Raw genomic sequence first — 25,552 nt, 5'->3', positions numbered from 1 at the left:
GTGTTAACACCGTCAAATCGCTGCTGCGATTGACGTCCGATTGTTCGTGTACTGTTACAGCCATGAACGCGGAGTCCCCGGTCTCAGCCGCAGAGATCGCGCGGCTGGCCGGAGTGACGCGGGCGGCGGTCTCCAACTGGCGCAGAAGGTATGATGACTTTCCCGCGCCGGTGAGCGGCGGCCCGCGCAGCCCTCTTTTCTCGATGTCCGAGGTGAACCTGTGGCTGGATCGGCACCGCAAGCGCGTTGAGGTTTCGCACGAGGTGCTGGCCTGGCAGGGCCTGCGTGGTGTGTACGGAAGTGACATGATCCGCGGTCTCGCGGATGCCGCTCAGTTGTTCGTCACCGGACACTCGGAGTTCCTGGACGACGACATCCAGCCGCTGCTGGAACAGTACGCCGCGGAGAGCTCGCCGGCCGAAGCGCTCGCCGGGCTCACCGAACGCTTCATCAACTCCGCCGCGGGCTCAGACCGTGTGTCGGCTCCTCGCCTGATTCGTGCGGTCAAACACTTCGCGGGCTCGGTGAAGGGCACGGTGTTCGACCCCGCATGCGGCATCGGCAGCTTGCTCTTCGCCCTCGGAGACACCCTGGCCGGGCAGGAGGTCAACCCGTCGGCGGCGCGGCTCACCGAATATCGGGCGAAGCTCGCGGGACTCCATGATGTGGCGATCAGGGTAGGGGATGCCCTGCGGGCGGACCAGTGGCCGGACCTCCGCGCCGACCTCGTGGTGTGCGACCCGCCCACGAACGTGCGCGACTGGGGTCGCGAAGAGCTGCTGCTGGACGCCCGGTGGGAGCTGGGGCCGCCCACCCGCGCCGAGAGCGAGCTGGCCTGGCTGCAGCACTGCTACGCGCACGCGGCGCCGGGAGGCAGGGTGATCATCGTGATGCCCGCCTCGGTCGCCTACCGTAAGGCGGGCCGCCGGATCCGTGCCGAGGTCGTACGGCGCGGCATTCTCACCGACGTGGTCGCCCTGCCTGCGGGAATGGTGACGTCCCATGCCCAGCCCGTTCATCTGTGGCAACTGAGCAGGCCTGTGTCCCCCGACGACGTGGGATCCTCGATCCGCATGGTGGACCTGACGGCCAACGACCCGGACTGCCCTTTCGAACCCTCTCCAGACCAGGTTGTGGACGTGCAGCTGGTTGATCTGCTCGATGAGGAGGTGGATCTCACCCCCGCGAACTATGTCGCGGCCTCTCACACCGATCATGTCGCGGAGTACTCGTCCGCCAGGCAAGCTCTCGCGAGCCGGCTCCAGAATCTGCTGGAGCTGTTGCCGCCTCTCGCCTCAGGGCCCGGCTCTCTCGACGGCGCCACGATCACGGTGGCCGACCTGGCCAGGGCGGGGCTCGTCGACGTCTCCGAGGGCCGGGCCCTGCCCACCGGCGATCAGCTCGATGACGCCTATGTGGAAGGGTTCGTGCGCAGCAGCGCCAACATCAGACGCTCGACGAGCGCCAGCGGCAGCTTCCGCGCCGATGTCCGAGGCGCGCGCATCCCGCAGATGTCCATTGAGGACCAACGACTCTACGGGCAGGCGTTCCGGGCGCTCGAAGCGTTCGAGCACCGCGTCAAAGAGCTCGCCGCACTGGGCGAACGGGCGGCCGCGCTGGCACGTGAAGGTCTCACCAGCGGCGCTCTGCGCCCTCCGACGGAGGAGTGACCGGCAGGAACGGGCTCGGTGTCCCGCTCCACGACACATGCAGCGCCTCCCTGGCCCGCGTGCACGCCACGAAGAGCACGCAGCGTTCCCTGAGCATGTCGCTGTCGTGCTGGATCCGATCCACATGCGGAGGCGTGATCTCCTTCGAGAAGGGCACGGCGCTCAATGTCACCCCTGCCACCGCGACGCAGCGGAACTCCAGCCCCTTCATGGCGTGCATCGTCGCCAGCCGGACGGCGTCGGTGTCGGCCGCGGGCTGATCCCTGACCTTGACCACGGGCACGCCCGCCGCCGTCAGCCGGTCGCGGACCTTGTCCAGCAGGATGTTGAAGCGGGTGCAGACGGCGATCTCGCCAGGGCGCACGCCCTGCCCGATCCACTCCTTCACCCGCTCCACGACCGCTGTGACCTCGGCCTGCTCGGCGGGGAACCCCGTGCTGCGGGGCTGCTTGCCGTGCAGCAGCGACCGGTAGCCGGCGAGACTGTCGCTGCCGTCACCTCCGAGGTCCTCGACCAGGGAGTCGTCGAGCAGCCTGGCCGACCATGAGAGGATCTCGGCCGTGCTGCGGTAGTTGATGCGCAGCCGGCTGCTCCGCCCCGCGACAGAGATGCCGAGAGCGCCGAGCGACACCTTGGAGTCGTAGATCCGCTGGTGGGGGTCACCGGTGACGAAGAGGTCATCGGGCCCGTCGAGCACGGCCGCGCGCAGCACCCGCCACTGGGCCGGATGCAGATCCTGCGCCTCGTCGACGACCACGTGGTCGAAGCCGTGCCTCCTGAGGTTGGAACCGCCGAGCAGGCGGGTGGCCTCGGCGCAGATCTGCAGATGGGTGCTGACGCCCGCGGTACGCACCTCGGCGGCGAACTCCTCCATCGCCTGCCACACCCGCTCCCGCTGGCGCGGCCCGAGCGCCGTGCCACGGCCTCGCCGGCTCGCCCGCAGATACTCCCCCCAGGTGGCGACACGCTGGGCAAGGACGACGTGCCGGTGCTCCTGATGCAGGAACTGCTCGTTCCAGGGCAGGTCGAGACGGCGCACGATGCGCCGCCAGATCTGCCGCTCGTCGGCGTCGCCGATGATGTTCGGGACGCGGCCGGCCAGCTCGCGGACGATCCGGTAGGCGAAGGCGTTCACCGTGGTGACGTCCACGCGCGCCAGCTGCTGCGGGTCGTCGAGGAGCAGGGTGAGGTTCTCCCGCAGAGACGCGGCGAGCGCGGTGGTGTAGGTGGTGAGCAGGACGCGGCTTTCCGGGTAGCGGGAGAGCAGGTGCTTGACCCGGTGCAGGGCGACCACCGTCTTGCCCGTACCAGGACCACCCGTCACCTGCGCCGACCCGTTGAAGGAAGGGCGGTAGGCGACCCGCCGCTGCGACGGATGCAGGAAGATCCGCCACGCCGCGAACGGCTTGTCCAGGATGTCGGCCAGCTCCTGCGGCCCGGTGACCAGCGTGATCCGGCTCGTGGTGTTGGCGATCGCCATCTCCAGGCTCGGCTCGCCGGCCTGGTCGCCGGCGGGCCGGCGTTCCGCGACCACGTCCCGGTAGACCTCCTCGGGCGTGAAGCCCTCGGCGAGATATTGAAGCACCTCGAACTGGTCCTCGGGGAACAGGCTCGCGAAGGCCTCCAGCTGGGTCTTGTCGATGATGGTCCGTACGGGACGCAGCAACTGGTCGTCGATGCCGAGGTCGCGCAGCACGGTGTCGGAGAAGCCGGCGAACAGCAGCTCCGGCGCCTGGGAAGCGGCCTTCTCCAAGGCGGGGGTGAGCTCCTCGATGGCCACCACGTTGCGCACCTCCAGTGCCAGGGTGGCGCTGTTGATGCTGATCCGGCGCTTCTTCGCCCAGTCGTAGGCGTCGTCGTGCGGCAGGATGTTCAGCAGCAGGAAGACGTCACTGCCGTCGTCGGGGGCCAGCACGACGCCGCGCCAGAAACCGGTGACCCGGACGGTCCGGATCCGCGGATCCTTGGCCTGCGCGACCGATTCGAGGTGCACGCCCTTCTTGCCGTGGAGCTGGTCGACGGTGAGCTCCTGGAACCGTTGCATCACCTTGCGCACCCCCGCCTTGACGTCCTTCTCCAGGGCGTCGTAGCTCTCCCAGAAGGTGCTGGCGAAGGCGAGCTGCGGCACGAGGGGCCTCCCGGGGGTGAGTAGTGGATCACCAGGGTACGGCTGAGCCGTTCACGAAATCTACGGTCATACACGTAGGACGGTGACCTGGCGGCCGGACGGTGTGGTCGCCTGCTCGAAACTCCCTCGTTCCTTCCAGGGTGGGGCTTCGGGGCGCCGGTCGAAGATCACTAGTACGCCGGTGGTGAGGGTGAGGCGGTCGAGGTAGCGGTCGAGCTGGGCCAGGCCCTCCGGCTTCGGGTCGTTCTCCCCGGCTCGCCAGACCTTGAGCTCCATCGCCTCCCGCTGCATGAGCCGGTCGCCGTCCGGACCCGGGTAGGGCCAGCGGACGAGGACGTCGAGGCGTTTGGTGCCGGCGGCGTACTCGCGGTCGAGGTGGCCGCCGCCGTTGACCAGGCGGTGCAGGAAGGCCATGAGGATGATCTGGCAGGCGGCTTCGTGGTAGCCCTCCTGCTGGATGAGGACCTCGCCGTGCTCGCGCCAGAACACGACGAACTCCTGCAGCAGGCGTGGCAGGTCGAAGCGGCCGTCCGGGAGCACGAAGCTGCGCGGATCGGCCATCACGTACTGCTCCGACGGGGCTCCCAGCACCCGCAGGATGACCTCCCGGTAGATCGGGTTGGCCACCTCCAGCGGGGGTTTCTGCTTGACCAGGCCAAGATCGCGGACGTAGGACAGGTCGTCGGAGAAGGTGAAGTCGACGTCGGGGAAGGCTCCGGCCACCACGGGCTCCATCACCCGCTTGACCCGGGGCTCGTGCAGCCGCGCCACGAGGGCGTCCAGATGGACGGCCCGCTTGCGGATCAGCCGCTCTTTGGCCTCTTCCACCTCCTCGGCGTTGATGGCGCTGGTCGTCCCTATCTGGAGGATGATTTCGAAGGCGAGGGCGTTGACCAGCCAGGGTTGTCCCTGGGTGAGTTCGAAGACCCGGTCGACGGCGTCTTTGGTGAACTCCTGGCCGGTGGCCTGGGTGTGCTGGTCGTAGAGCTCGGTGATCTGGTCGGTGGTGAAGTCGCTCAGGCGCAGTGACTCGGCGATGATGTTGAAGGGGCTGGCCGGGTTCGTCCGGCCGGGGTCTCCGCCTGAGGCGACCTTGTAGTCACGTAGGTTGCGCAGGCCGCACAGCACTACGGAGGCGGGGAACGTGTGGCCCTCATGCCGCGTGTTGTGGCCGTCGCGGAGCTGGCTGAGAATGCTGACCAGGCTGTTGCCTTGCAGGGCGTCGATCTCGTCGAGGAACAGCACCACCCGGCGCGGGTTGCGGCGGCACCATTCGGTCAGCGCCGAACCGAACCGGGTGCCCGGCGGAGCCTGCGGCCAGGGGTCCGGCGGCAGCAGCTCCTCCGGCCAGCCCGTCCGCGCGGCGGCTTGACGGAGGGACTTCAACAGAATGTCCTCGGCGGCGGCGTAGTCGTCGCCGACCGCCTTGGCGCGCTCGCAGGAGAGCATCAGGGCGGCGATGTCGCCCTCGGCGGTCAGCTCGGAGGCCAGGGTGTCCAGCGTGGTGGTCTTGCCGGTCTGCCGGGGCGCGTGCAGCACGAAGTAGCGGTCCATCTCGATGAGCTCGCGCGCTTGCGGGAGCCGCTGCGCGGGGGACAGCATGTAGTGGTGGGCAGGGCCGCAGGGGCCGGTGGTGTTGAAGTATCTCGCTCGGGGTGTCCGCATGGTCACATTCTGCCATCACGTGCTGTACCGAATGCGAGATTCCGCGTCGAGACGGCGGAGGTCGTTGAGCGTGCGCGTGCGGCTCTCGACCCGACTCGAGCGGCCTCTCCCGTCCGGGTTTCCGGCCTTGGTCGGGAAGATGCGACGGTGAACCTTTGGGTGCCGCTCTGCGTACATCCTGGCGTCTGCGCGTCTGAGGCCGGGGATGACCATGCTGTTCTGTTATGCGCCGCTTACGGGGGTTCCTGGGCTGGGGGATAATCCGGTTGTTCTCGACCATGCCGGAGAGCTGTGATGACGACCCCGCCGTCGCCGATCCCGCAGCCGTCGCCTGAGCAGCCACCAGTGAAACCTCCGGCCCGGGCGGACGAGACCCCGGCGCCTCCTTCCCTGACCCCGCCCGCGGTCGCGCAGCCGCCCGACTGGGGGTATGCGGGGATCGATCCGGAGTTGATGCACGACTTCGAGCGCGACCTCGGCCAGGCGGAGACCACGCTCGGCAGGCACGAGCCGACGATCCGGCGTACGTTGCAGGATCTCGATCTGGACACCTCGCGGCTGAACGCGCTGCGCGAACTGGGCAACTGGATCGGCGCGAAACGGCCGGAGTTACGCAGCCGCAACGAGACGATCCAGGCGGCGAACCCGGAGTGGGACGCGGCGGGGGCCGGTGGGATGAAGCCGTTCGACGAAGGTCTGTACGCCGCCGCCTCCGGGGACGCCGACGTGTACGCGGCGGCGGTCAAGCTGGGCAAGCTCGACCGCAACGGCGAAGTGGACGAGAAGACCGTCGCCGAGCTGGAGAAACGTGCGGGTGACGCGGGGTTTGCCACGTCGCTGATGTACGCGCTCGGGACGGAGAAGTTCCGCCACCTCATGGCGGCGCTGACATACCAGAAGGATGAGCGGAAGCAACGGCTGCAGGCGGCGCTGGGCAGGGCGCTCGGCTCGGCCAGCTCGCGGCTGAGCACGTCCTGGCGGAAGGAACTGCTGGGCGGGCTGCGGGTGCCGGTGGATCAGCACGCGCTCGCGGAGGTGCTTCCGTACGGCAAGTACGACCGGGACTTTCTGGTGGCGGTGGCCAAGACCCTGGACGGCCTGGACCGGAAGACCTGGAAAGACCCGGCGTTGGCCGGGAATCCGCACGATCCGATGATCGGGGTCATGAGGGCGCTGGCCAACGACCCCAAGGCGGCCCAGGACTTCTTCGCCGGCGACCCCGGCATCATGAAGCGCTACGTCACCGAACGACCGATGTACGACGACGGGGCGGCGTTCGGCAAGGCGCTGGAGGCGGCGACGATGACGTACCGCGACCGTGACGGCTCATCCCAGGAACCATCGCCGGGATTCATCTCGGCCGCGATCGCCTCAGATTTCGTCCATTGGGAGGCTCAGCGGGTGCTGGCCGGCACCGAAGGACCTTCCTACGCCACCACAGGCACTGCGGCACGAATCCTGGCTACTTACATCAGCGACGTAAACCGCGTCGCCTCGGCGGCCAGTGATGATGACTCTCCCGTGTTCAAAGCGAATCGTATTCATATCCCGAAAGAGGATCAGGTGTGGGGTGCGCAGCTCCAGAAGCAGGATGTGCGCGTGGTCATGGAGGATGCGTTCAAGCATGATCCGAAGGCGTTGGCGGCTATCGCGGCGGCACAGACTGCGTGGGCAAAGAAAATGCTCGACCACGGCGCAGCGCAGGCAGCGGGCGGTGAGGGTGACAGGACGCTTCAAGTAAATGCCGAAGAGATCGGTGCAGGCTTCGGGCTGATTACTGATGCGAGCGGGTTGGCCGCGATCGAAAAAGGGAAAAAGCTAGATGAAAGTCAGGAGCGGAATATGAAGATCTTCATGGCGGCGGTCAATACTGGACTCGCGATTCCTCAGGCTGCTGCCTGGGCTGTGACCGCTGGAACCATAGGTGCATGGACTAGCCTGATCGAAGACTCCGCCAAAGCTGACAAGAATCAGAACAAGGCGGTTCATGATGCCAACACGGCAAAGGACAAGGCCAAATTTTTATCCTATCAGATCACGGTGGATGCCATGCTGAAGCATGGGCTGTTTGGCGAAGCAAAATCTGCCGCCGCCACACACCCGTGGAGTTCCCTGCCGGAGTTGGAGAAAGGGGAAGATCCTCAGAAATCTCCTCACAACTTCCTGAAAGACGAGAGATCGCTGATGGAGCGACGGGAGATGGCTCCCTACAGCGGAGGAGTTCATCCGCGACTCCAGGCCTACGAGAGATGGCTCAATGAAGGGCTTGCCGGAGGTCGTTGGGAGAAGGTCGCCGACAATCTGGATGCGGGCTTCGAGAGAGGGTTCTCGGAGTACAAGCCGTCATGAGGATGTCGTCTGCGTTCTCTGCTGTGATGCTTAGCGTATTAGCTCTGCTATCTGCATGTCAGCAGCAGGAGACGCCTTCGGCGAACAAGGCGCTGCTCCCATCGACAGCAACTCCACCCTATATTTGTGACCACATCCCTCTCGACGCGGTACGCCTCATGACAGGTGTGCATGATCCCATTGTGAGCGGGCGCTTCAAAACGTCGGAGAACGAAGGCTCGGGTTCTGGCGGATGCTTCGTGTATCAATCGACCGGCAAAAAGCCGAAGGTGCTGGATGTCACGCTGTCCCCTGCTGGGTCGAAGGAAGAAGTGGAGTACCGTATCCGTGAGGGAGCTAAGCGCCTGCCAGATATTGTTCCTGGCGCAGTCGGTTTCTACTTCCAAGACGGCAGTGCCGACAACACCCAGGCCGCCGCGATACTGGTGCATGGGTACGACCGCGTGATTGTAGAGCTAGTGCGAGGAGTCAAAGGGCGGGACAACGCGGCCGATGTGGTGGCCATGATGAAGCTGGTCGCGCCGAAGCTGATCCTCGACGCGACCCCCGCTCCTGAGAAGACCAAGGACTGAGCCGATGGCCGCGATGGTGCGCAACCCGCTGTACGAGGCGCTCCAGCAGGCCGTTCGTACGGTCGGCTCGATGATCGAGCAGATCGACGCCGATGTTGACCGGCCGTGCCGGATGTTCCGTTCGGGCAAGGTCTGGACCGGGCCGGCCGCCAAGCAGTTCGACGCGCAGCTCGCCCAGTTCAGCTCCCAGGCCCGGGCATCCGGGCAAGCGATCATGGACGAGCTGTGTCAGGCGCTGAGCCGTACGCCAACCGAGGTGCCCGAGGAGGAGGCCGCCTTGATCAGGCGAAAGTACGGGCTCGCCTGAGTTTCGCTGCGGCTCTCTCTCCAGGCGACCCAGCGGAAACGATCAAGTTCCGCGGGGCACGCTAGAAGTCGAAGATGCCGTTCTTGGCCCCGGCTATGAACTTGTCCCAGACCGCTCGACGGACAACCCACGGCTCGGCGTCCGGTTGCTCGGTGTCGCGCAAGGCGACGCGGCCGTCCGACAAATGCTTGGCCTCCAGGCACTCGCCACCCTGACCACTTGACGCGGTGATCCATCCCGCGGCGTCTGAGATCTCCGTCGCGATGTCCTTGCTCAACTCCACGCCGCCACTCTCTCCTTGATCCGCTGCATCGACAGGTATTCGGGAAGTGCCGCCTTGCGTACGCATTCGAGTCGATTCACGAGCCGCTTGATCTCCTCTGGCTTGTCTATGACGCGGCCGTGCAACGCTGATTCGACGTACGCGGCGATCGGCACTCCGTTTTCCTGGGCCAAGACGACCGGGCCCACCAGCACGGCCGTACACAAGGCCTCGTACGGGATGAGCTGGACGCTGAACCAGTTGTTCTCCGCCATGGTGATCAGATGTTCCAGTTGACGGCGGGTCACAGACCCGTCTCCAATCGGACGATACATGATGCCTTCGTCCATGACAGCTAGGTATTGTGGTGGATTGGGCCGGTTGAAGATAGTTTGCCGTTCCAGCCGGGCTTGAACGGCTTCTTCGACTTGCTGGGGCGTGGCGTCTGGCTCCCCGGTGAAGATCGCGCGAGCGTACTCCTCAGTCTGTGCCAGTCCTGGCACGATGAGCGGGGCCACGCTGATGATCTGCTCAGCTTTCCGCTCGATAGGTGGCCACGGTCGATACCACTCTGGCACCCGGTTGCCGCTGATAGCGGGCCAATGGGTGAGCAGGGCACCGTCGAGGCCCAGCGCCTGCTCGCAGAGCTCGATCAGCTCGTGCGTGGGGTTTTCATCGCCGCGTTCCACATTGCCGATACGACTCTTGCTGTAGCCGATGCGGTCGGCGAGCTCGGCCTGAGTCAATTTAGCGGCATATCGGTGTTTGCGTAGATCGGCGCCGAAGCGTGCCGCCGGCCCGGCGGTCGGGTCCAGTTCTTTGGGGGCTGGCATCTATTCTCTCGTGGCCACGTCCATTCCAGTCTTTCTGGCTTGGTGCCAGTTGAAGTCTGGGATTGCTCTGGGATTGTTTCGCAGAAAAATCTAGCGTCTGGTGGGCAAGGTTGGGAATGGCTGCCGGAGATTCGTTGATCCGCGTATCCCCATCGCAGAAGTCGAGCAGGGCGGCCCGTGGCACGTGGCAAAAGCGACCAAAACGGGAAGGTAGGTGATGGAAATGTCAGGTATGCGCATAATTGGCGAGATGCGGTTTCCTGGGTGCCCCGAGATAGTCCGCGATGTGCGGACATATATCGCAAGCTGGCTCGTTATGGAGCTGCCGGAGACCGCCGACGACCATGACCTTCTGGACAACGTGCGGCTGCTGGCCAGCGAACTCGCCGCCAACGCGATCAAGCACACCGTCTCGGGTCGCTGGGGACGCGGTTCCTTCCGGGTCCGCATGCTGCTCGGCGCAGGCCAAGCCCGTGTCGAGGTCGTGGATCAAGGGTGGTGGTCAGGGCCGAGACTGCGTGACGACCCCCTCGGCTCTTGCGGTCGCGGACTCCATCTGCTGGCAGCCATGGTGACGAAATGGGGCGTCAGACGGCACTGGCTCGGCCGGATCGTGTGGTTCGAGCTACCTGTCCAGGTCCATACGGTGGCACGCCGAGAACTTGACAGAAGGTCCATGTGGCACGACGACCCCTGACCTCTACGGCCTGCGCATCACATCATGATTGGGGCCAGGTTCCCCGGGGTGCCACGAACGTGCCCCGCCCTTGGATGGTGATCACCCACCCTTCCTCGCGGAGGAGTTCCATGGCACGCCGGACGGAACCGCGTGCGATGCCGTGCTCCTGCTGCAGTGAGGTCTCGGAGGGTACGAGTTGCCGCTCTTCCAGGTCGCCGGCCTTGATCTTATCCCTGATGATCCGCGCGAGCTGCTCGTAGATCGGCGTTGGGTCAAGCTGGTCGACTTTCACGCTCTACACGTTAGTGACGTGCATGTATGGCTGTTACGCACGGTACGTGCAGGACAGGTTGTACGTAATGGACGAGCTGTACGTTCTTGACGTAGGATCCGTTCATTACGCTCGCGGGGCGCCTGCCGGGCGGCCGTCAAGATTGGATGTTGCGTCGGATATGGAAGTTTCCGGACAACTGGCCAGATCGGCCATGGACCTGCGCTTCTCACCTCTCCTCGTTGCGGATGTCCAGGCCGTGCTGGAGAAGCACGGCTACCGGCTGCCTTCGGGCGGCGGTCACGCACGCGACCTCGTCATGGACCGCGTCAATCTAGCCCTGAAGAACCTCGTCGAGATCTTCGAGGGAAGGACCGCGTGACATGGCGGCGATCCCCGACTTCCACGGCCCGCACGTTGAGCCGCCGCTGACTGGGCACGTCAAGTTGACCTGGTACGCCCCCGTTTCTCGGACGCCGCGCATCCGGGTGATGTCGCACACCTGTGAATGTCGCGTTACGACGTACGAGCTGTGTGCCGCCGCCGGCCTCGGCTTCGTTCGCCGTTCCGACCGCCAGAAGAAGACGGTCCACGAAACCGTGTGGACGTCGACTGCGAACGCCAGGCGCACCTTCGACCAGATCTTGAACGGGGAAGCCCGCTGATCCAGGCGGAATCACCGTCAGGACGGTCGGAGGGGTGAGTGACAGCAGCCATGAAGGGGGGGTGCGCGGCATGGACGACGTCAGGACTCGGAACGGCCTGCTCAACCAGAGCGAAGCCGCCCGCTTCCTCAGCATTCCGCAGCAGACGTTCAACCACTGGGCACGCGGCTACGAACGAAGCCGTCCCCTGCTGCATGTCCTTCCTCAGCCCGCCGAGCATCGGATGGCCACCGTTCCGTTCGTGGCCATGGCGGAGGCATATGTGCTGGACGCGCTGAGGGTCGCGGGGGTGAAGCCGCGCAAGATCCGTCCCGCGCTGGAACGTCTTCAACGCGAGTTCGGAGAATATGTTCTCGTCGCCCCGGAACTCGCCACGGACGGCATCGATGTCCTCTGGGACTTCTCGAGGACTTCTCCGGAAGGGGAAGGGCTGATCGGGGGCAGCGCCGGACAGCAGGTGATCCGCGAAATCGTGACCGACTACCTGCAGTACCTCGTGCGCGCGGAGGACGGCTACCCTGCGATGCTTCGCCTGCGCCACTGGACGCCTTCGAACATCATCGTGGATCCGCTGCGAGCCTTCGGGCAACCCATCTTCGAGGAGTCTCGTACCCGTGTGGCGGATGTCGCCGCCATGGTGAGGGCGGGGGGAGGATTTCGAGGTGATCGCCGATGAGCTCGGAGTCACCATCGAAGACGTCCGGACCGCCGCCCGCATCCTCGTGGGCCACGCCGCCTGAGTTTTACCTCGACGATAACAGCGTCAGCTGCACTATTCGTAAATTGCTTACCGGTATGGGATATCGGGTTCACAGTCCTGCTGAGCTGTACGGGTCAAGGGGACAGTCCCGCGAGACATCCTCGGGTCGCTGGAGTGCCTAAGCATTCGGTGGTCCGGCGTGGCGGGGGCCGTAGCCGGGCGGGGGAGTAAGGGTTGAAGCGTATTTCTCACCGTCGATGAGCGGGGTGTCAAGGCTGAGCCCCGCCGTGGCCATGCGATCGTACTCGGCCAGGACGAGGTCCTTGGTGCGGTAAGTGCCGTACTTGGCGATCTCGTTGTTCTTGAGCCCGCCGGTCTCGGACTGGAAGGTCTCCAAGACGTATTCCACGTCGTCGTGGGCGATCCCGTAGAGGTGGAAGAAGTAGGCGTCCAACTCGGCCCGGATCTGTGCGCGTCGGTCATCGCTCCATCGGAACGGCGCGCCCAAATCTCCGAGGTCGCAAGCGAGTGAGACCATATCATGAGCGGTATATACCAATTCGAGAACCCGAGGCACGAGGAAGGCGGTGTGTAGTTGCAGCATGTCCGGCGTAGGAACTGGAAGCTGCTTCCAAGTCATGAGAGCCATATGGATACCGCCCACCTTCTGGCGGCTAACAAAGTCGAAGATCAGAGAGCTTTGCGCAGCGATGAGCGCTGCAGTAAGCGTCGGCGGGACGTGTGGAAGCATCAGTGGGAAAGTGTGTCCTACGGCGGTTCGTGGAATGAATGCAGGTGTGGCCGTGCGCTCGTTGGTTGACGAGGTAACGTCGCACCAGCCGCAAAGCCACTCGTTATCCCATTTCAGGCCATCCAGACGTACCGAGACGCCTGGGATTTCGACATCCTTATCTTTGCGGCGTGTGGGGACCGCTCCTTTATCGACGACCCAGTTTAGCGAAAGTGCAAACCGGTTCGGGTTCTGGAGCTCGCTTTGGGTCAAATAGCGTGGTTGATTCTGCCGATTAACCGCAGTTTCGCTCTTGATGACGTCGGCGGTGCGATGGTTGAAAAAGTTGACCATTTTCGCCTCGTATAGTGGCAGCATTCGCTCATCGTCTCGTGTGAAAATATTTCCGAGTAGCTCCCAGCCGTCGGCCTCCAGTTGAGCTCGTGTTCGGAATATGTCCGAGTCATCGGTCATATGGAAGAGCGTCGGCACGAAATCGATATTCCAAGGGTTATTTTTCTCTTTGGACTCATCCCAAAGTACAGGAAGGCGGCGATATATCGCGACAGTAAGGTCGGCGTCGCGGCGCGACCTGAAAATAGGAAGGTTCCCGGTATTAGGGCTAAGGAGTGTGATCTCGTCCGGGCTCAGCTTAAAGGTGCGACCGGTGTCGTCTAGGTCGGTAGCATCCAGTAGGAAGAAGGCGAACCTCGCCGCTGGTTCGCGCATGCCTTGTCCAGTCATCGAAAGCAGACAAAACTTGTAGCGGGAGTCCACGCCGACGAAAATCGGCTTTCGGTTCTCGAAGTCATACAAAGATGAAATTGCGCCGCGCCGAGTGAGGTTGCCGAATAGGAATTGTGCGCCTGCGCTGGTGGCGATTGCGGTGGGGATGATGCAGCCGGTCCGGCCTTGAGAGGTGACAATCGAGGAAAAACGCTCGGCAAAAAGCTGGTCAATTTGGAGCATTGTGACCCCTTTGGCCGACAAACCCTTGGCACAGAAAGGGAACATTCCAGACCCGCTGGCGAATAGGAATGTCGACTTCACTCGGCGGCGTGCGGCCCAATATTCTTCGCCAGCGTCGGAGTTCTCCGTCGTCCATTGGGCAATCTTTGTACGGCGCGCTATACCGGAGATGGCCGCAATCGATGGCTCGACCACGCTGAAATACTTCTTGTCCTCGAAGTCGAGCTTGTCCCACGGCGGATTTCCCAGTACGCAAGTGAAGCCACCAGCCCAGCCGGTTTCCGAGTTCGCATCAGCTGTCGCGTGTTCCGGAACCGTGAAGATGTCCGGGAAGGCCAGGTGCCAGTGGAAGAACCGGTACTCCTCACGCAGCCGTTCGATCTCGTTCAGGGTCGCGTCAGGGACGGGATCCCCGTCCGAGTCCTGGAGCCTGCGGAAGACGTTGTGCGTGATCGCAGGTGGCGCGTCCTTGGTCTTGTGCCACATGAACGCCGCACACCACGCATCCGCCACCCGCAGCGCGTCCAGGTATTCCGGTGAGCTCTCCCAGGCCTGGTACTCCGCAGCCTGGGCGTGGACCTGCTTCAGATTGTCGGATGGCGCGGTGGAGATCCGGCGCAGGCCGGCGGCGAAGGCCGTGTTGGCGACCTTGCCGTCCGAGCTCAGCTCGAACAGCCCGCCCTGTCCGGCGCGCTCCTGCTCGTTCTGCTTTCCCAGGAATCTCGCGTACTTCTCGTCGTCTCCTTCGACCGCCTTGAACGCCTTGCTCGGAATGCCGTCCCGCATCAGCGCCGGCGTCGCCCCGATGAGGGCGTTGCCGTGCTTGATGTGGGCGTCCAGGAAGCCGAGCGGCTTGCCCGGCTCCAGTGCTTCCAGCCAGAGCGACACCTTGGCCAGCTCGACCGCCATCGGGTTGAGGTCGACGCCGTAGACGCAGCGGGCGATCACCTCGTGCAACGCATGCCGTACGGCATCGAGCGTCGGCTCAGGGTTGCCCTCGCGGACGGCGGCGACCCGCTTGGCGATCCGGCGCGCGGCGGCCACCAGGAAGTGGCCGGACCCGCAGGCCGGATCGCAGACGGTCAGCGAGAGCAACTCCGCGACGATGTGATCGGCCGGGTCGGGCGAGCCCGCAGCCGCCGCCTTGGCCTCGCCGCGCTTCTGCGCGTCGTCGATGACCGGGTCGAGCGTGGAGTCGAGCAGGGTCTCGATCAGCGAACTGGGCGTGTAGTACGAGCCTGTCTTCTTGCGGTCGTTGCCGAGCCGGTTGACCAGCTCGAACGTGCGGTCGACGGCGCTGTGCTTAGGCACCAGCTCCAAGAGTGACTCGTAGATCGAGCCCAGCTCCTCGGCGCCCATGTTCCGGTAGTCGACGGACCGCCAGCGGGTCGAGCCGTCGTCCTTGACCCGGGCGAGGTGCCGGATCGCCTCCAGAAGGTAGGAGTTCGCCAGCGCCGCACCCCGCAGCGGGGCGTCGGCCCCGGTGTCGTCGAAGAGCCCGCCCAGACCGGGCAGGCCGAGCTCAGGGCGGCCGTTCTCGTCGCCCAGGGAGTCCAGGACGATCCGCAGGGCCTGGTAGAGGTCGGTGTGTGAGGTGCCGCGCCGGCGGAGGGCATGGCGGCGCAGGCGTGCGGAGGAGAAGTATTTCTCGTAACGCTCGCGGGTCTGCTCGCTGGTGCCCGGCGGGTGGAGGGCGTCGCGGTCCTCGGCCACGAACAGGAAGATCAGCCGGTAGGCCAGCCGGAGCAGCGCGGCGTGGAACGTGTGCACGTCCAGCTCTGCGCGGAGCCGCTCGTTGGCCGGGTGCTTGAGGAAGCCGGTGCCCAGAGCCGTGATGGCCCTCTGAACGCCGTCGCGGTGGCTGTCCAGGGCCCGCGTGCCGGACGCGATCGCCTCCACACGCCACTTCTCCAGCCAGCAGGCCGAAGGCGCCTCGTTCTCCTCGACCTTGAACCTGGAGTAGTGCAGCAGCCGGTACAGCAGGACGAACTCGCTGAACAGCTCGCCGTCGAAGATCGCCTCAAGGTTGAACTCGACGTAGGAGGCGGTGGCCAGCGCGCTGGAGTCGCGCAGCAGGCGCAGCCGCCGGCCGTTGGTGACCACGCCCCACAGATGAGCCTCGGTCCGGTTCAGGAACTCCTGCACCAGCGACTGTGCCGGGATCATGCCCCCTGCGCGCTTGTCCAGATCGGCGTTCCAGGCGATCAGATGGATCGGGACGTGGTTCCAACGGTGGCTGATCGCGAAGGTCTTGCCGCCGTCGTCGGACGGCATGCCGGCGGCGCCGTTGGCGGTCAGGTCGCCGTAGCCGCACTCCGCGAAGAGCGGTGCGAGCCACTGCGAGATCGCCACACCGGTGGGGTCGGCCGGGGCGGCGGCCTCGGGCGCGACCGGAAGCGTGCCCCGTAGCTCCTTCCACACCGACTTGAGATAGTCCCAGTGCCGTTCGGCGTCATCACGCACCGAGCGGGCCCCGTACACCTTGTAGTCGGCGGGCAGGCAGCCCGGCACGTCCTTGCCCTCGGAGATGCGGATCAGCATGTCGGAGGGAAGCAGGCCGCCGACCGTGTGGACGGCGGAGAAGACCTGGTTGCGGGTGACGGCGGACATCAGGCGACCCCTCCGGCGGGCAGGTAGACGTAGACGCCGAGGATGTCGGCGGGATCTTGCACGGTGACGTCCAGGCCACGGATGATCTCGCCCGAGGCGCTGCGGACGCGGCGGTGGGAGTCGTGCAGCTCGGCTTCGAGCCGCTTGCCGTACTCCCTGAGATGGTCGGCGGTGGCGGGCGGGCCGTCGAGCACGCGCGCCATGGTGCGTTCGCCGAACACCGGATCGGTGTTGTCGTCGGCGCTCGCCTCGACCAGCTTGAGAGCTTCCTCGTCCGGCAGCCACTCGGCGCCCGCCGGCGAACCCTGAAAGGCCAGCAGCCGGGCGTCCTCGGCGACGAGCTGCTTCTCGCCCGACCGGGACGGCAGCGTGAGGTGGAAGCGGTAGCGCACCAGCAGCAGCGTGGTACGGGTGGCCACGGCGTTGGTGCGGATCACGCCGCAGCGCCTGGCCGCCCGCCTGCCGTTGCGGTCGCTCTCCAGCGCGGTGTTGAGCACGTATCCTGCCAGCGCCCCGACCACGGGGTCGGTGCGCACCAGCGCCGCCTCGCCGCGCGCCACGGCCGCCGTGGCCCGGAACGGGATGGCGCGGCCCAGCTCGACGGCGTCGCCGCCGACGACCGGCGCGAGCGCGTCCCGCAGCCCGGCCGGCGTCCCGCTCACGTCCGCCGTGAAGTCACCGGGGCCGTCGCCGCGCAGCACGCCGTCGAGGGCGGGCAGGGCGTACCGGACGAAATCGTGGACCTCGTCCGACCGGCCCAGGGTGTCGCGGATCGCGGCGACCTCGCGCGCGACCTCTTCCGGGTGGATGGAGCGCTGGGCGAAGCGGGAGCGGGAGGTGCGCTCGCGCTCCGCGGCCGAGTTCCACTCCGACTCCAGCTCCTCCGCCTTCCGGTCGAGCTCCTCCAGGCCGAACAGCGCCTCCTGGTCCGGGCGCTGGTCGCGCATCAGCAGCCACTCGACGAGCGCGTCCGTCACCCCGGTGGAGGCGGCGTCCGGGACGGAGACGGAGATGCCCAGGTCCTTGAGGATCTGGCGGTGCTTCTTGATGAGGACTTCGAGCACCTTGCCGTCGATGCCGTTGTCGCTGCCGTACAGGGTGATGACCCTGACGGTGTCCTTCTTCTGGCCGTAGCGGTCGACGCGGCCCTCGCGCTGGTCGTGCCGGGTCGGGTTCCAGGCCAGGTCGTAGTGGACGACGGCGTCGAAGTGGTGTTGCAGGTTGACGCCCTCCGACAGGCAGTCGGTGGCGACCAGCACCCGGCGGGCGGCGCCGTCGTCGCCGGCTTCGTCGGCCAGCTCCTCGATGCGTTGCAGCCGCTGCTGGGGTGACAGCGTGCCGGTGACGGACCTGACGACCGTCTTCTTGCCCAGCTTGCCGTTCAGGTGCGCGGCGACGTACTCGGCCGTGGGGATGTAGCGGCAGAAGACGATCGGGTTGTAGCCGTCGGCGAGCAGCGCCTTGAGGTGCTTGACCAGGGCGGCCAGCTTGCGGTCCTGCTCCGGCCCCTCCAACTCGGCCGCCCGGTCGGCCAGGTGCGCCAGCCGCGCTCCCGCCCCGTCGATCTCCGCTCCCGGAGCGGCGTCGAGCCCTTCCATGGCATCGCTGTCGGCGGCGTCGCTGGTGAGCGGCGCGCCCAGCCGGTCTGCTTCCTCGGCGGTGGCGGCGACCGCGGCGGCCGAGCGGGTGCGCAGCGTCTGGGCGGCGGCGCGAGGAGAGGAGACCAGCGAGCGCAGCAGCGCGATCGCCGACCACCAGGCGATGCGCGCCTCCCGCTTGCCGCGCTCGCCCGCCGCCGACACGCGCTCGCCGGCGTAGGCGATCGCGTCGTCGAGCAGCGCCCGGTACGCGGGCGAGAGCCGGTACGTCTCGTCCTTGAAGTGGCGGTCGGACGGGAAGGAGGTGTCCTCACGCAGGCTGTCGTCGGCCAGGCCGTCGTTCACGGTGAGGAACTGCCGCACGTCGGCCCGCTTGCGCTGGACGAAATGCTGGGCCAGCAGCCGCCGCCCGGCCTCCGAGTCGAGCTCGACGGTGGCGAGCTCCGGCCTGATGAGCCCCAGCAGGTTGCGGAACGCGCTCTCCTTGCCGCTGTGCGGGGTGGCGGTCACCAGCAGCAGGTGCCGCCCCGCGTCGTCGGCCACGCGCTGGAGCAGCTCGTAGCGGAGCTGGTTCTGGGTCGACGCGGCGGCGTCGTCAGCCGCCACGCAGGTGTGCGCCTCGTCCACGATGACCAGGTCGGGGCAGTGCCGGACGAAGTCGTCGCGGTGCCGGGTCGACTTGATGAAGTCCGTGGAGACGATCACGTTCGGGTGCCGGTCGAACAGCGACTGGCCCAGGTCCAGGCCGCGTTCGAGTTTGGAGACGGTCGAGGCCAGCACCAGCTCGGCGTCGATGCCGAACTTCGTCCGCAGCTCCTCCTGCCACTGCTCGGCCAGGGCGGGCGAGCAGAGCACGGCCAGGCGCTCCGCGCCGCCCTGGGCGAGAAGCTCGGCGGCGATGAGGCCGGCTTCGACGGTCTTGCCGATGCCGACGTCGTCGGAGATCAGCATGCGCACCGTCTTCTGGCGCAGCGCCATCATCAGCGGCACCAGCTGGTACGCGCGCGGCTCGACCGCGATCCCGGCCAGCGAACGGAACGGCCCGGCACCCGAGCGGAAACCGATGCGCAGCGCCGAGCGGAGCAGCCCGGCGTCGCGCTGGTTGCCCAGATCCTTGGGGGAGGGCGGGGCGAACCGCGCGCTGCCCACGTCCTCGAACGCCGGGAAGACGGCGGCGACGTCGTCGTCGGAGCCGCCCAGCGGGCGCAGTACCAGCAGGTCATCGGCGCTCTCGGGGAGCACGACCCAGTCGCGGCCGCGCGCGGAGACGAGCGAACCGGGGGAGTAGGCGGGCATCAGGCGTTTCCTCGCGTCGTCAGGGTGCCGAAGTAGCGCTCGTTCTGGGCCACGATGGCCGCCCAGTCGGCGTCATGAGGGAAGCGGATCACGTCCCAGGCCGCGTTGAAAAGGCGTTCCTCCGCCTCGGCGTCCCGCTCGGCGACCACCGCGTGGTCGTGGACCGGGCCGTCGACGAAGACCGCCACCTTGACGCCGGGCAGCCGGTAGACGTAGTCGGGGCGGGCCAGCGCCTCGGTGACGAAGGTCTGCGCCTCGTCGGGCAGCCGCAGGCCCTGCTGCTTCAGCCAGGTCACGAAGTCGCCTTCCAGCGTGCTCTCGGACTGCCCGACCAGCCGGGCCAGCTGCTCGGTGCGGCTCTCGCCCCGTCCGGTCGTCCTGGCCTCGGCGCCGGCCAGGCGCAGCAGCAGATCGCGGACCGAGTGCCGGTCGATCGCGGGGTGGTCGAGCTGGTTGCCGTAGGTGAGCAGGCACTCGTAGCAGCCCCGGGCGCACGGCCGGTCGGAGCGCGCGTGGCAGAGGTCGGCGCCGTCGGGAGCGAAGTGGCAGATCGCCAGCGCCTCCGCTGCGGCGCGGGCGAGGGCGCGCGGCTCGGACTGCATCAGGCGCAGCACGCCGGCGCCGCCCTCGGCGGCCTCGGTGAACAGCATCCGGTCCCGAGGGCCCTCGACCGGCGGCAGCAACTCGCTCGTCAGCTCGGAGTCCTCCAGCTCGAAGGCCGCTTCTATGCCGCGTTCGAGCGCGTACATGAGGGAGAGCGCGACCGGCGCGGGCAAGGGTTCATCGAGTTTGAGCACCAGAATGTTACGGGTGTCCTGGACATACGGGATGACGCGCTTGCGCTGCCGCTTCTCGTTGCCGTCGGCGTCCACGACCGGCAGTTCGCTGGAGTCACCGGACGCCTCGGAGGCCTCGCGCTCGTTCAGCCAGCGGCCGTCGGCCGGGTCGAGCCAGAAGCCGTCCGGCTCGTCCTTCTTGGCGCGCAGCCGGCCCAGGTTGGAGATGCGGACGGTGGCCGAGTCGCCGAACGACAGCGTGGCGATCTTCCCGGCCGGGTCGCCGACGATCGCGTCCCGGCGGCCGGTGCGGCGGCCGTGGTCGTTGAACCGGTAGGACGTCACCAGCCGGAAACCCGCCCGGCGCCGCTCTTCCTCGTCGGAGGAGATCCGCTCCCTGCGCTTGGTGTAGACGGTGTGGAGCTGGAGCAGTGCGCGCGTGGTCTCGCCCAAGGGCTGGTCGCACATCTGGCATCGGTCGGCCCGCTCACTGATGTCATGGTGGTAGCCGCAGGAGGCGCAGCGCTGGGCGTCGGTGGTGATCACATCGCCCGAGGCGTCCGGCTGCAGCTGGATCCGCTCGACCTGATAGCGCGAACCCTCGTGGTAGATGAGCGCGCCGGGGCCGAACTCGCGGATGGCCAGGAAACGGGGCCGCTGCAGATAGTCTCCGTCGCCGTAGCGGCGGCCGACCGTCGGGATGTAGGCGGCCAGCGGCAGGCGCGGGAAGGAGTAGCCGGGCAGGAACCCCTCGCTGGCGAGATAGCGGTAGGGGTTGAAGTCCGACAACACCGACTTGCTGTCCACGCTCTCGTTCTTGAGCAGGTCGAGCTGGGTCTCGGCCTGCTTGCGGCGGCTTTCCGCGATCTTCCTGTCGCGCTCGGTGAGCGTGTGGTCGAGCCGGCGCCGGTTCTGCTCCGCCTGGTCGACCAGGGCGGCGCGGAACAGGTCGCGCCAGCGGTCGAACGCCCGGTCGAACGCCTCCGGGGCGCGACGGACCTGCTCCTCGATCCACTCGTCGTGCCACCAGGTGGTCTCGGCGAAGTCGGCCAGCACCCCGCCGAACACCCGGCGGGCAGCGGCAACGGCACGCCGCTGGGCTGCCGGTTCGTGGATGTCGGCGTCGATGGTGGAGTGCAGCGCCAGCGCGGGGTCGGGACGGCGGACGTTCTCGTCGTAGCTCAGGTCGATGATGCCCGGGATCGTGTTGCCCAGCTTGAGCCGGGCTTCTGCCAGCCAGATGGCGTTGACGTGCGACCGGACCAGGTCCTCGTTGGCCAGGTCGAGCCGCGGCGGCGCCACCGCTCCCGCGACCATGCGCTCGGAGCGGCGGAAATAGTACTGGTCGTGGCTGTTGCCGGTAGCGCAGTAGGTCGTCACCAGCGCGGGCTGGCCCGACCGGCCCGCTCGGCCGCTGCGCTGGGCGTAGTTGGCGGGCGTGGGCGGCACGTTCCGCATCATCACGGCGTTGAGCTCGGAGATGTCCACACCCAGCTCCATGGTGGGGGAGCAGTAGAGGAGCTTCAGATCCGCCCGGCGGAAGGCGTCCTCACGCCGTTCCCGTTCCTCGGGGGAGACCTGAGCGGTGTGCTCGCGGGCCGACAGCCCGGCCAGGGCGGCGGCCGTGTCGCGGTACAGGTCGCGGAAGAAGACATTGACCCGGGGACCGTCGCCGCTGGCGTAGGTGCGGGTCAGCGGGTCATGGCAGCCCGTCTCGCCCGTCCCCGCCCGCCAGAGGAGACAGGCGGCCGAGACCCGGTAGCCGGTGATCGGCGGGCCGGCGGGACGGCGCCTCCAGCCGGCCCGCTGCGGCGCGGCCTCGACCGTCGTCAGCAACTGGGCTGTGGCCAGCACCTTCATCAGGTCCACGATGACTTGCTGGGTGTCGTCGATGGACAGCTTCGGGAAGTGCAGCCGCCTGAGATACTTACCGAACTTGCCGCGCCCGGACAGGAACAGGCCCGACCGGTCGATGCCCGGCCGCGAGCCCTGCGGGTAGGCCGTGCCGACCTTGGGCCTGTCGCCTTCGGCCAGCCGCCACGGCTCGATCAGCCGCTCCTCACTGGCACGCTGGAGGCTGTCGAAGTCCTCGCGGAAATACTCGACGTCGATGGCCAGCGCACGGCGCATCTCGTCCAGGAGCGCCCGCATGATCTCCGCACGGCGCCCGGCCTCGGCCTGCCGCAGCGCCGGATGCTTCGCCGCCTCCCACCGCTGGTCGTTGGCGGCGAGCCAGTCGAGGTCGGCGTAGTCGATGACCAGCAGGCCGGTCTGCTCCAGGTTGGGCATGGTGACCCGCCAGCCGCGCTCCAGATCGAGATAGAGACGGAAGGCGATCACGTCACGCAGCGTCTTGGCGGCGCGAGCGGCCATCGACGGCGCCAGGTCGTCGCCCTTGGCGTAGTCGGTCACGGCCAGGCCGAGCGACTCCGACACCCGGGAGGCCAGATCTTCGTGCCGGATGCCCTCCTCGCCCGCCGCCCTGGCCGCGTGGTAGAGCGCACTGCGCAGCTGCGTGATCTGGACGAAGTCGTTGAAGTGTCCCGCCTGCAGGGAGGCGTCCTGCCGGTTGTCGACGAAGGTCAGCAGCTTGCGGGCCCTCTTGTCGAGCGCCTCGGCCGGCACCTCCTTGAGCGATCGGACGATGGAGGCGGAGACCAGCGACGTGGCGGAAGAGCGGCCCTCCTGGTCGAGCCGTGCCAGCTTGGCGAAGTCCTTGCCACGGACCTGCTCGTAGCTCACCCCGCAGTGCAGGCAGAACAGGAACGGCGCGGGAATGAAGGCGGCCTTCAGCTCGCCGCGCCCTTCGACGCCGTACGGGTCGACGGTCACCGCCCGCGGGACCCTGGGACGGTAGGAGTCGCGCACGACCTCCCCGCCCTGCTCGTCGAACTCCAGCCACGACTCGGGCAGGCGACGCTGGGCGACCATCTCCTCAACGGTGGACGGCCAGGGCCGGGTGGAGTCGATGTAGAGATAGCCGTCTCCGGCGCGGCCCGCCGTGGCAGCGGTTTCCGGGCGCGTGCCGTACACGATGCTGTTGTCCTTCTCCGTGCGCCACACGGTCAGGTACTCCTGGCCGCACTCGCGGCAGAAGGCCAGCGGCAGCAGGATCTTGCCGCCGGAACCCGGCTGGTAGAGCTGGTAGTCGCGGGTCATGTGACGGCTCTGCGCGTCCTCCAGGGTGACGTAGACGGTGTCGCCCTTGGACAGGAACTGGTGCAGCCGGAAGGCGAACAGCGGACGCTCCGTGACCGGGTGCCTGGCCTCCGAGCCTGCCTTCAGCGTGGCCCTGATCGCCTCAGCGCACGTCTGCGCGCCCAGACCACTGCGTTCCGCGAGCTCGGCCGCGGCGTTCTCGATCTTGGCCGGCTTCTGCCGGACCAGCCGGCCCTCCTCGTCGACGGCCAGGCCGAAGCGGGTCTCGATCCAGCGGGCCAGCGGATCCCTGACGAGGTCGTCATAGGCGCGTGGAGCGCCCGGGGCGGTCAGCCGTTCGACGGGCACGGTATCCGGCGGCTCCTCCGTGGCGCGCACGAGCGTCTCACCGATCACGTTCTCAGGGGTGATCGGGGTGCCGAAGAGCGTCGTGGCGACGCGGGCGACCGCCTCGCGGCGATCCTCGGCCGTGCCCTCGGTCGCCATGGTCGCCGAGGTGCCGATGCACTGCAGGCGCTCGGCGCGGCACGCCTCCCGGACCCGGCGGATGAGCAGGGCGACGTCGGCGCCCTGCCGGCCGCGGTAGGTGTGCAGCTCGTCGAAGACCAGGAACTCCAGCCCTTCGGCCATCTTGATCAGCGACCGGCGGTCCTCCGGCCGTGTGAGCAGCAGCTCCAGCATCACGTAGTTGGTGAGCAGGATGTCCGGCGGGTTGTCGCGGATCTCCTTACGGCGGCTCTCGTCCTCCTGACCCGTGTAGCGGGCGAAGGTGACCGGCTCCCTGCCCTCGCCGTAGCCGTCGGTGAGATACTTTCTCAACTCGTTGAGCTGGCTGTTGGCCAGGGCGTTCATCGGATAGACGATGATCGCGCGTACGCGCTTGCGCGCCGCCGCCCCCTCCGCTTCGCGGTCCTTGAGCACCTTGTCGACGATCGGCACGATGTACGACAGCGACTTGCCGGAGCCGGTGCCGGTCGTCAGCACATACGAGCCGCCGCTCCGGGCGGTCCTGACGGCTTCGAGCTGGTGCTGGTGCAGCGTCAGCGGACGGCCGTCGCACACCGTGCCCCCCTCGGTCTTGCCGACCTGGAAGATGCGGGTGCACTCCTCGTGGAGGATGCCGTTCTGATGCGCCTCCAGAACGGTGCCACCCGACTTGAAGAACGGGTTCAGCGACAGCCACGGGTCCGGCCACTGGGACTTGCCGTCCAGATCCTCCTCGACGAAGGCCGCGATCCGGTCGTCACGGATGATCGTGCCGCCTTCGGTGAAAGCCCGGTAGTCCTTGATGAGCCGTTGATGCACGCCGAAGACGTCCATACCTGAGCCTGCCGGGCGGGGCTCGGGAGCAGCCGCGCGAGCGGCGGGCCGCTCGGCCGGCCTGGCAGCCAGGTGGTTGACGGGGTCGAAGGCGTCCCAGCCCGGAACCTGGTCCTCGCCCGAGGCGAACGGCAGCAGAGCCTCCCGGACGGCGACCGCGTCGGCGGGACGGTCGGCAGGGTCCTTGGCGAGCAGCCGTTCCACGAGCCGGGCCACGTCCTGGGGCACGTCCGAGCGCAGCAACCGTACGGGCGGCGGCGCCTCCTGGAGGTGCTTCTGGCCCAGCTCGTACGCGGACTCGCTATGGAACGGGGGAACACCGGTGAGCAGCTCGAACAGCACGCAGCCGAGCGCGTAGAGGTCCGCCGCCTGGGTGACGGAAGAGGCGCGGAACTGTTCGGGGGCCATGTAGCGGGCCGTGCCGACCGTGACGCCCGTGCTCGTCACCTTGATGTGCTCGCTGTCGCCGATGATCCTGCCCATGCCGAAGTCGAGGACCTTGATCAGGCCGCCGCGCAGCAGCATCACGTTGGCGGGCTTGAGATCGCGGTGAATGACACCGGCCGAGTGCGCTGCGGCGAGCCCGTCGGCAATCTGCGCGCCCAGGGCGGCGGCCCAGGAGATGGGCAGCTGGGGGTGCTCGGAGACGAGGTCGCGCAGAGATTCGCCATCGAGGAGCTCCATCGCCAGGTACGGCAGGCCGGAACGGTCCATGCCGCCGTCGATGGTCCTGGGAAGATTGCGATGGTCGAGCCGGGCCATGATGCGCACCTCGCGAGCGAAGCGCTGCATGGCCTTCTCCTCGACCGGGGAGCCGGAGGTCATGCCGAGGCGGCTTCTGAGGATGAGCTTCACCGCGACCATGCGGTTGTCGGCGTCTTCGTGCGCCTGAAGATCTTCGGCTCGGTGAACCTCCCCCATGTTGCCTTTGCCGATGGCACCCTTCAGCCGGAACCGGTCCGCCACCATGTCTGGGTTCACGGGCACTCCCTT

At 67.1% G+C, this 25,552-nt stretch carries 16 protein-coding genes; 8 read left to right on the top strand and 8 right to left on the bottom strand.

The features are described 5' to 3' along the window. Nucleotides 1-62 precede the first annotated feature (62 nt). Nucleotides 63-1,670 (top strand): N-6 DNA methylase, encoded by a 1,608-nt coding sequence (locus ABGB14_RS14005; protein WP_347644040.1) that lies wholly within the window; start codon nucleotides 63-65, stop codon nucleotides 1,668-1,670. On the opposite strand, the gene ABGB14_RS14000 is transcribed toward ABGB14_RS14005, so the two are convergent. Next, the gene (locus ABGB14_RS14000) at nucleotides 1,633-3,798 is read right to left on the bottom strand and encodes a DEAD/DEAH box helicase (RefSeq protein ID WP_347644039.1); all 2,166 of its coding nucleotides are present in this window, start codon (nucleotides 3,796-3,798) and stop codon (nucleotides 1,633-1,635) included. The two genes, ABGB14_RS14005 and ABGB14_RS14000, sit on opposite strands and share 38 nt — an antisense overlap. Nucleotides 3,799-3,864: 66 nt before the next feature. Continuing rightward, a complete protein-coding gene (locus tag ABGB14_RS13995) occupies nucleotides 3,865-5,463 on the bottom strand; it encodes an ATP-binding protein (RefSeq protein ID WP_347644038.1) in 1,599 nt (532 codons plus the stop codon). Nucleotides 5,464-5,757: 294 nt separating this feature from the next. Between ABGB14_RS13995 and ABGB14_RS13990 the strand changes: the two genes are divergently transcribed. From ABGB14_RS13990 to ABGB14_RS13980, 3 genes are all read left to right on the top strand, one after another. Then, nucleotides 5,758-7,812 (top strand): DUF6571 family protein, encoded by a 2,055-nt coding sequence (locus tag ABGB14_RS13990; protein WP_347644037.1) that lies wholly within the window; start codon nucleotides 5,758-5,760, stop codon nucleotides 7,810-7,812. A 182-nt stretch (nucleotides 7,813-7,994) separates the two neighbouring features. After that, on the top strand, nucleotides 7,995-8,384 hold the full coding sequence (locus ABGB14_RS13985) for a hypothetical protein (RefSeq protein WP_347644036.1): 390 nt from the start codon (nucleotides 7,995-7,997) through the stop codon (nucleotides 8,382-8,384). A 4-nt stretch (nucleotides 8,385-8,388) separates the two neighbouring features. Next, entirely contained in the window at nucleotides 8,389-8,691 is a 303-nt protein-coding gene (locus ABGB14_RS13980; protein WP_347644035.1) for a hypothetical protein, read from the top strand. 61 nt (nucleotides 8,692-8,752) lie between these two features. Here the strand turns inward: ABGB14_RS13980 and ABGB14_RS13975 are convergent, their stop codons facing one another. Beyond that, entirely contained in the window at nucleotides 8,753-8,974 is a 222-nt protein-coding gene (locus ABGB14_RS13975; protein WP_347644034.1) for a DUF397 domain-containing protein, read from the bottom strand. Beyond that, on the bottom strand, nucleotides 8,965-9,786 hold the full coding sequence (locus tag ABGB14_RS13970) for a helix-turn-helix transcriptional regulator (protein ID WP_347644033.1): 822 nt from the start codon (nucleotides 9,784-9,786) through the stop codon (nucleotides 8,965-8,967). The genes ABGB14_RS13975 and ABGB14_RS13970 overlap by 10 nt, the downstream gene beginning before the upstream one ends. Before the next feature lie 217 nt (nucleotides 9,787-10,003). Between ABGB14_RS13970 and ABGB14_RS13965 the strand changes: the two genes are divergently transcribed. Next, entirely contained in the window at nucleotides 10,004-10,483 is a 480-nt protein-coding gene (locus ABGB14_RS13965) for an ATP-binding protein (protein WP_347644032.1), read from the top strand. 22 nt (nucleotides 10,484-10,505) lie between these two features. On the opposite strand, the gene ABGB14_RS13960 is transcribed toward ABGB14_RS13965, so the two are convergent. Next, the gene (locus ABGB14_RS13960; protein ID WP_347644031.1) at nucleotides 10,506-10,757 is read right to left on the bottom strand and encodes a GntR family transcriptional regulator; all 252 of its coding nucleotides are present in this window, start codon (nucleotides 10,755-10,757) and stop codon (nucleotides 10,506-10,508) included. Between the two features lie 67 nt (nucleotides 10,758-10,824). On the opposite strand from ABGB14_RS13960, the gene ABGB14_RS13955 reads away from it, so the two are divergent. The 3 genes from ABGB14_RS13955 to ABGB14_RS13945 all read left to right on the top strand — a co-directional run bounded on the left by ABGB14_RS13955 (nucleotide 10,825) and on the right by ABGB14_RS13945 (nucleotide 12,077). After that, entirely contained in the window at nucleotides 10,825-11,118 is a 294-nt protein-coding gene (locus tag ABGB14_RS13955) for a hypothetical protein (RefSeq protein WP_347644030.1), read from the top strand. A 1-nt stretch (nucleotide 11,119) separates the two neighbouring features. Next, nucleotides 11,120-11,401 (top strand): hypothetical protein, encoded by a 282-nt coding sequence (locus ABGB14_RS13950; protein WP_347644029.1) that lies wholly within the window; start codon nucleotides 11,120-11,122, stop codon nucleotides 11,399-11,401. Nucleotides 11,402-11,471: 70 nt separating this feature from the next. Further along, nucleotides 11,472-12,077, top strand: a complete 606-nt coding sequence (locus tag ABGB14_RS13945; protein ID WP_347644028.1) for a hypothetical protein — start codon at nucleotides 11,472-11,474, stop codon at nucleotides 12,075-12,077. Between the two features lie 202 nt (nucleotides 12,078-12,279). On the opposite strand, the gene ABGB14_RS13940 is transcribed toward ABGB14_RS13945, so the two are convergent. From ABGB14_RS13940 to ABGB14_RS13930, 3 genes are read right to left on the bottom strand one after another with little or no spacing between them, the layout of a single operon-like run. Continuing rightward, a complete protein-coding gene (locus ABGB14_RS13940; protein ID WP_347644027.1) occupies nucleotides 12,280-16,410 on the bottom strand; it encodes a DNA methyltransferase in 4,131 nt (1,376 codons plus the stop codon). Continuing rightward, nucleotides 16,410-19,304 (bottom strand): DEAD/DEAH box helicase, encoded by a 2,895-nt coding sequence (locus tag ABGB14_RS13935; RefSeq protein WP_347644026.1) that lies wholly within the window; start codon nucleotides 19,302-19,304, stop codon nucleotides 16,410-16,412. Before ABGB14_RS13935 ends, ABGB14_RS13940 begins: the two co-directional genes overlap by 1 nt. Further along, a complete protein-coding gene (locus ABGB14_RS13930; protein ID WP_347644025.1) occupies nucleotides 19,304-25,540 on the bottom strand; it encodes a protein kinase in 6,237 nt (2,078 codons plus the stop codon). The genes ABGB14_RS13935 and ABGB14_RS13930 overlap by 1 nt, the downstream gene beginning before the upstream one ends. Nucleotides 25,541-25,552 lie beyond the last annotated feature (12 nt).

Source organism: Nonomuraea sp. B10E15, from assembly GCF_039871615.1.
Taxonomy (GTDB): Bacteria; Actinomycetota; Actinomycetes; order Streptosporangiales; family Streptosporangiaceae; genus Nonomuraea.
The sequence above is the reverse complement of the archived record's forward strand: the minus strand, read 5'-3'. Positions and strand labels throughout refer to the sequence as shown.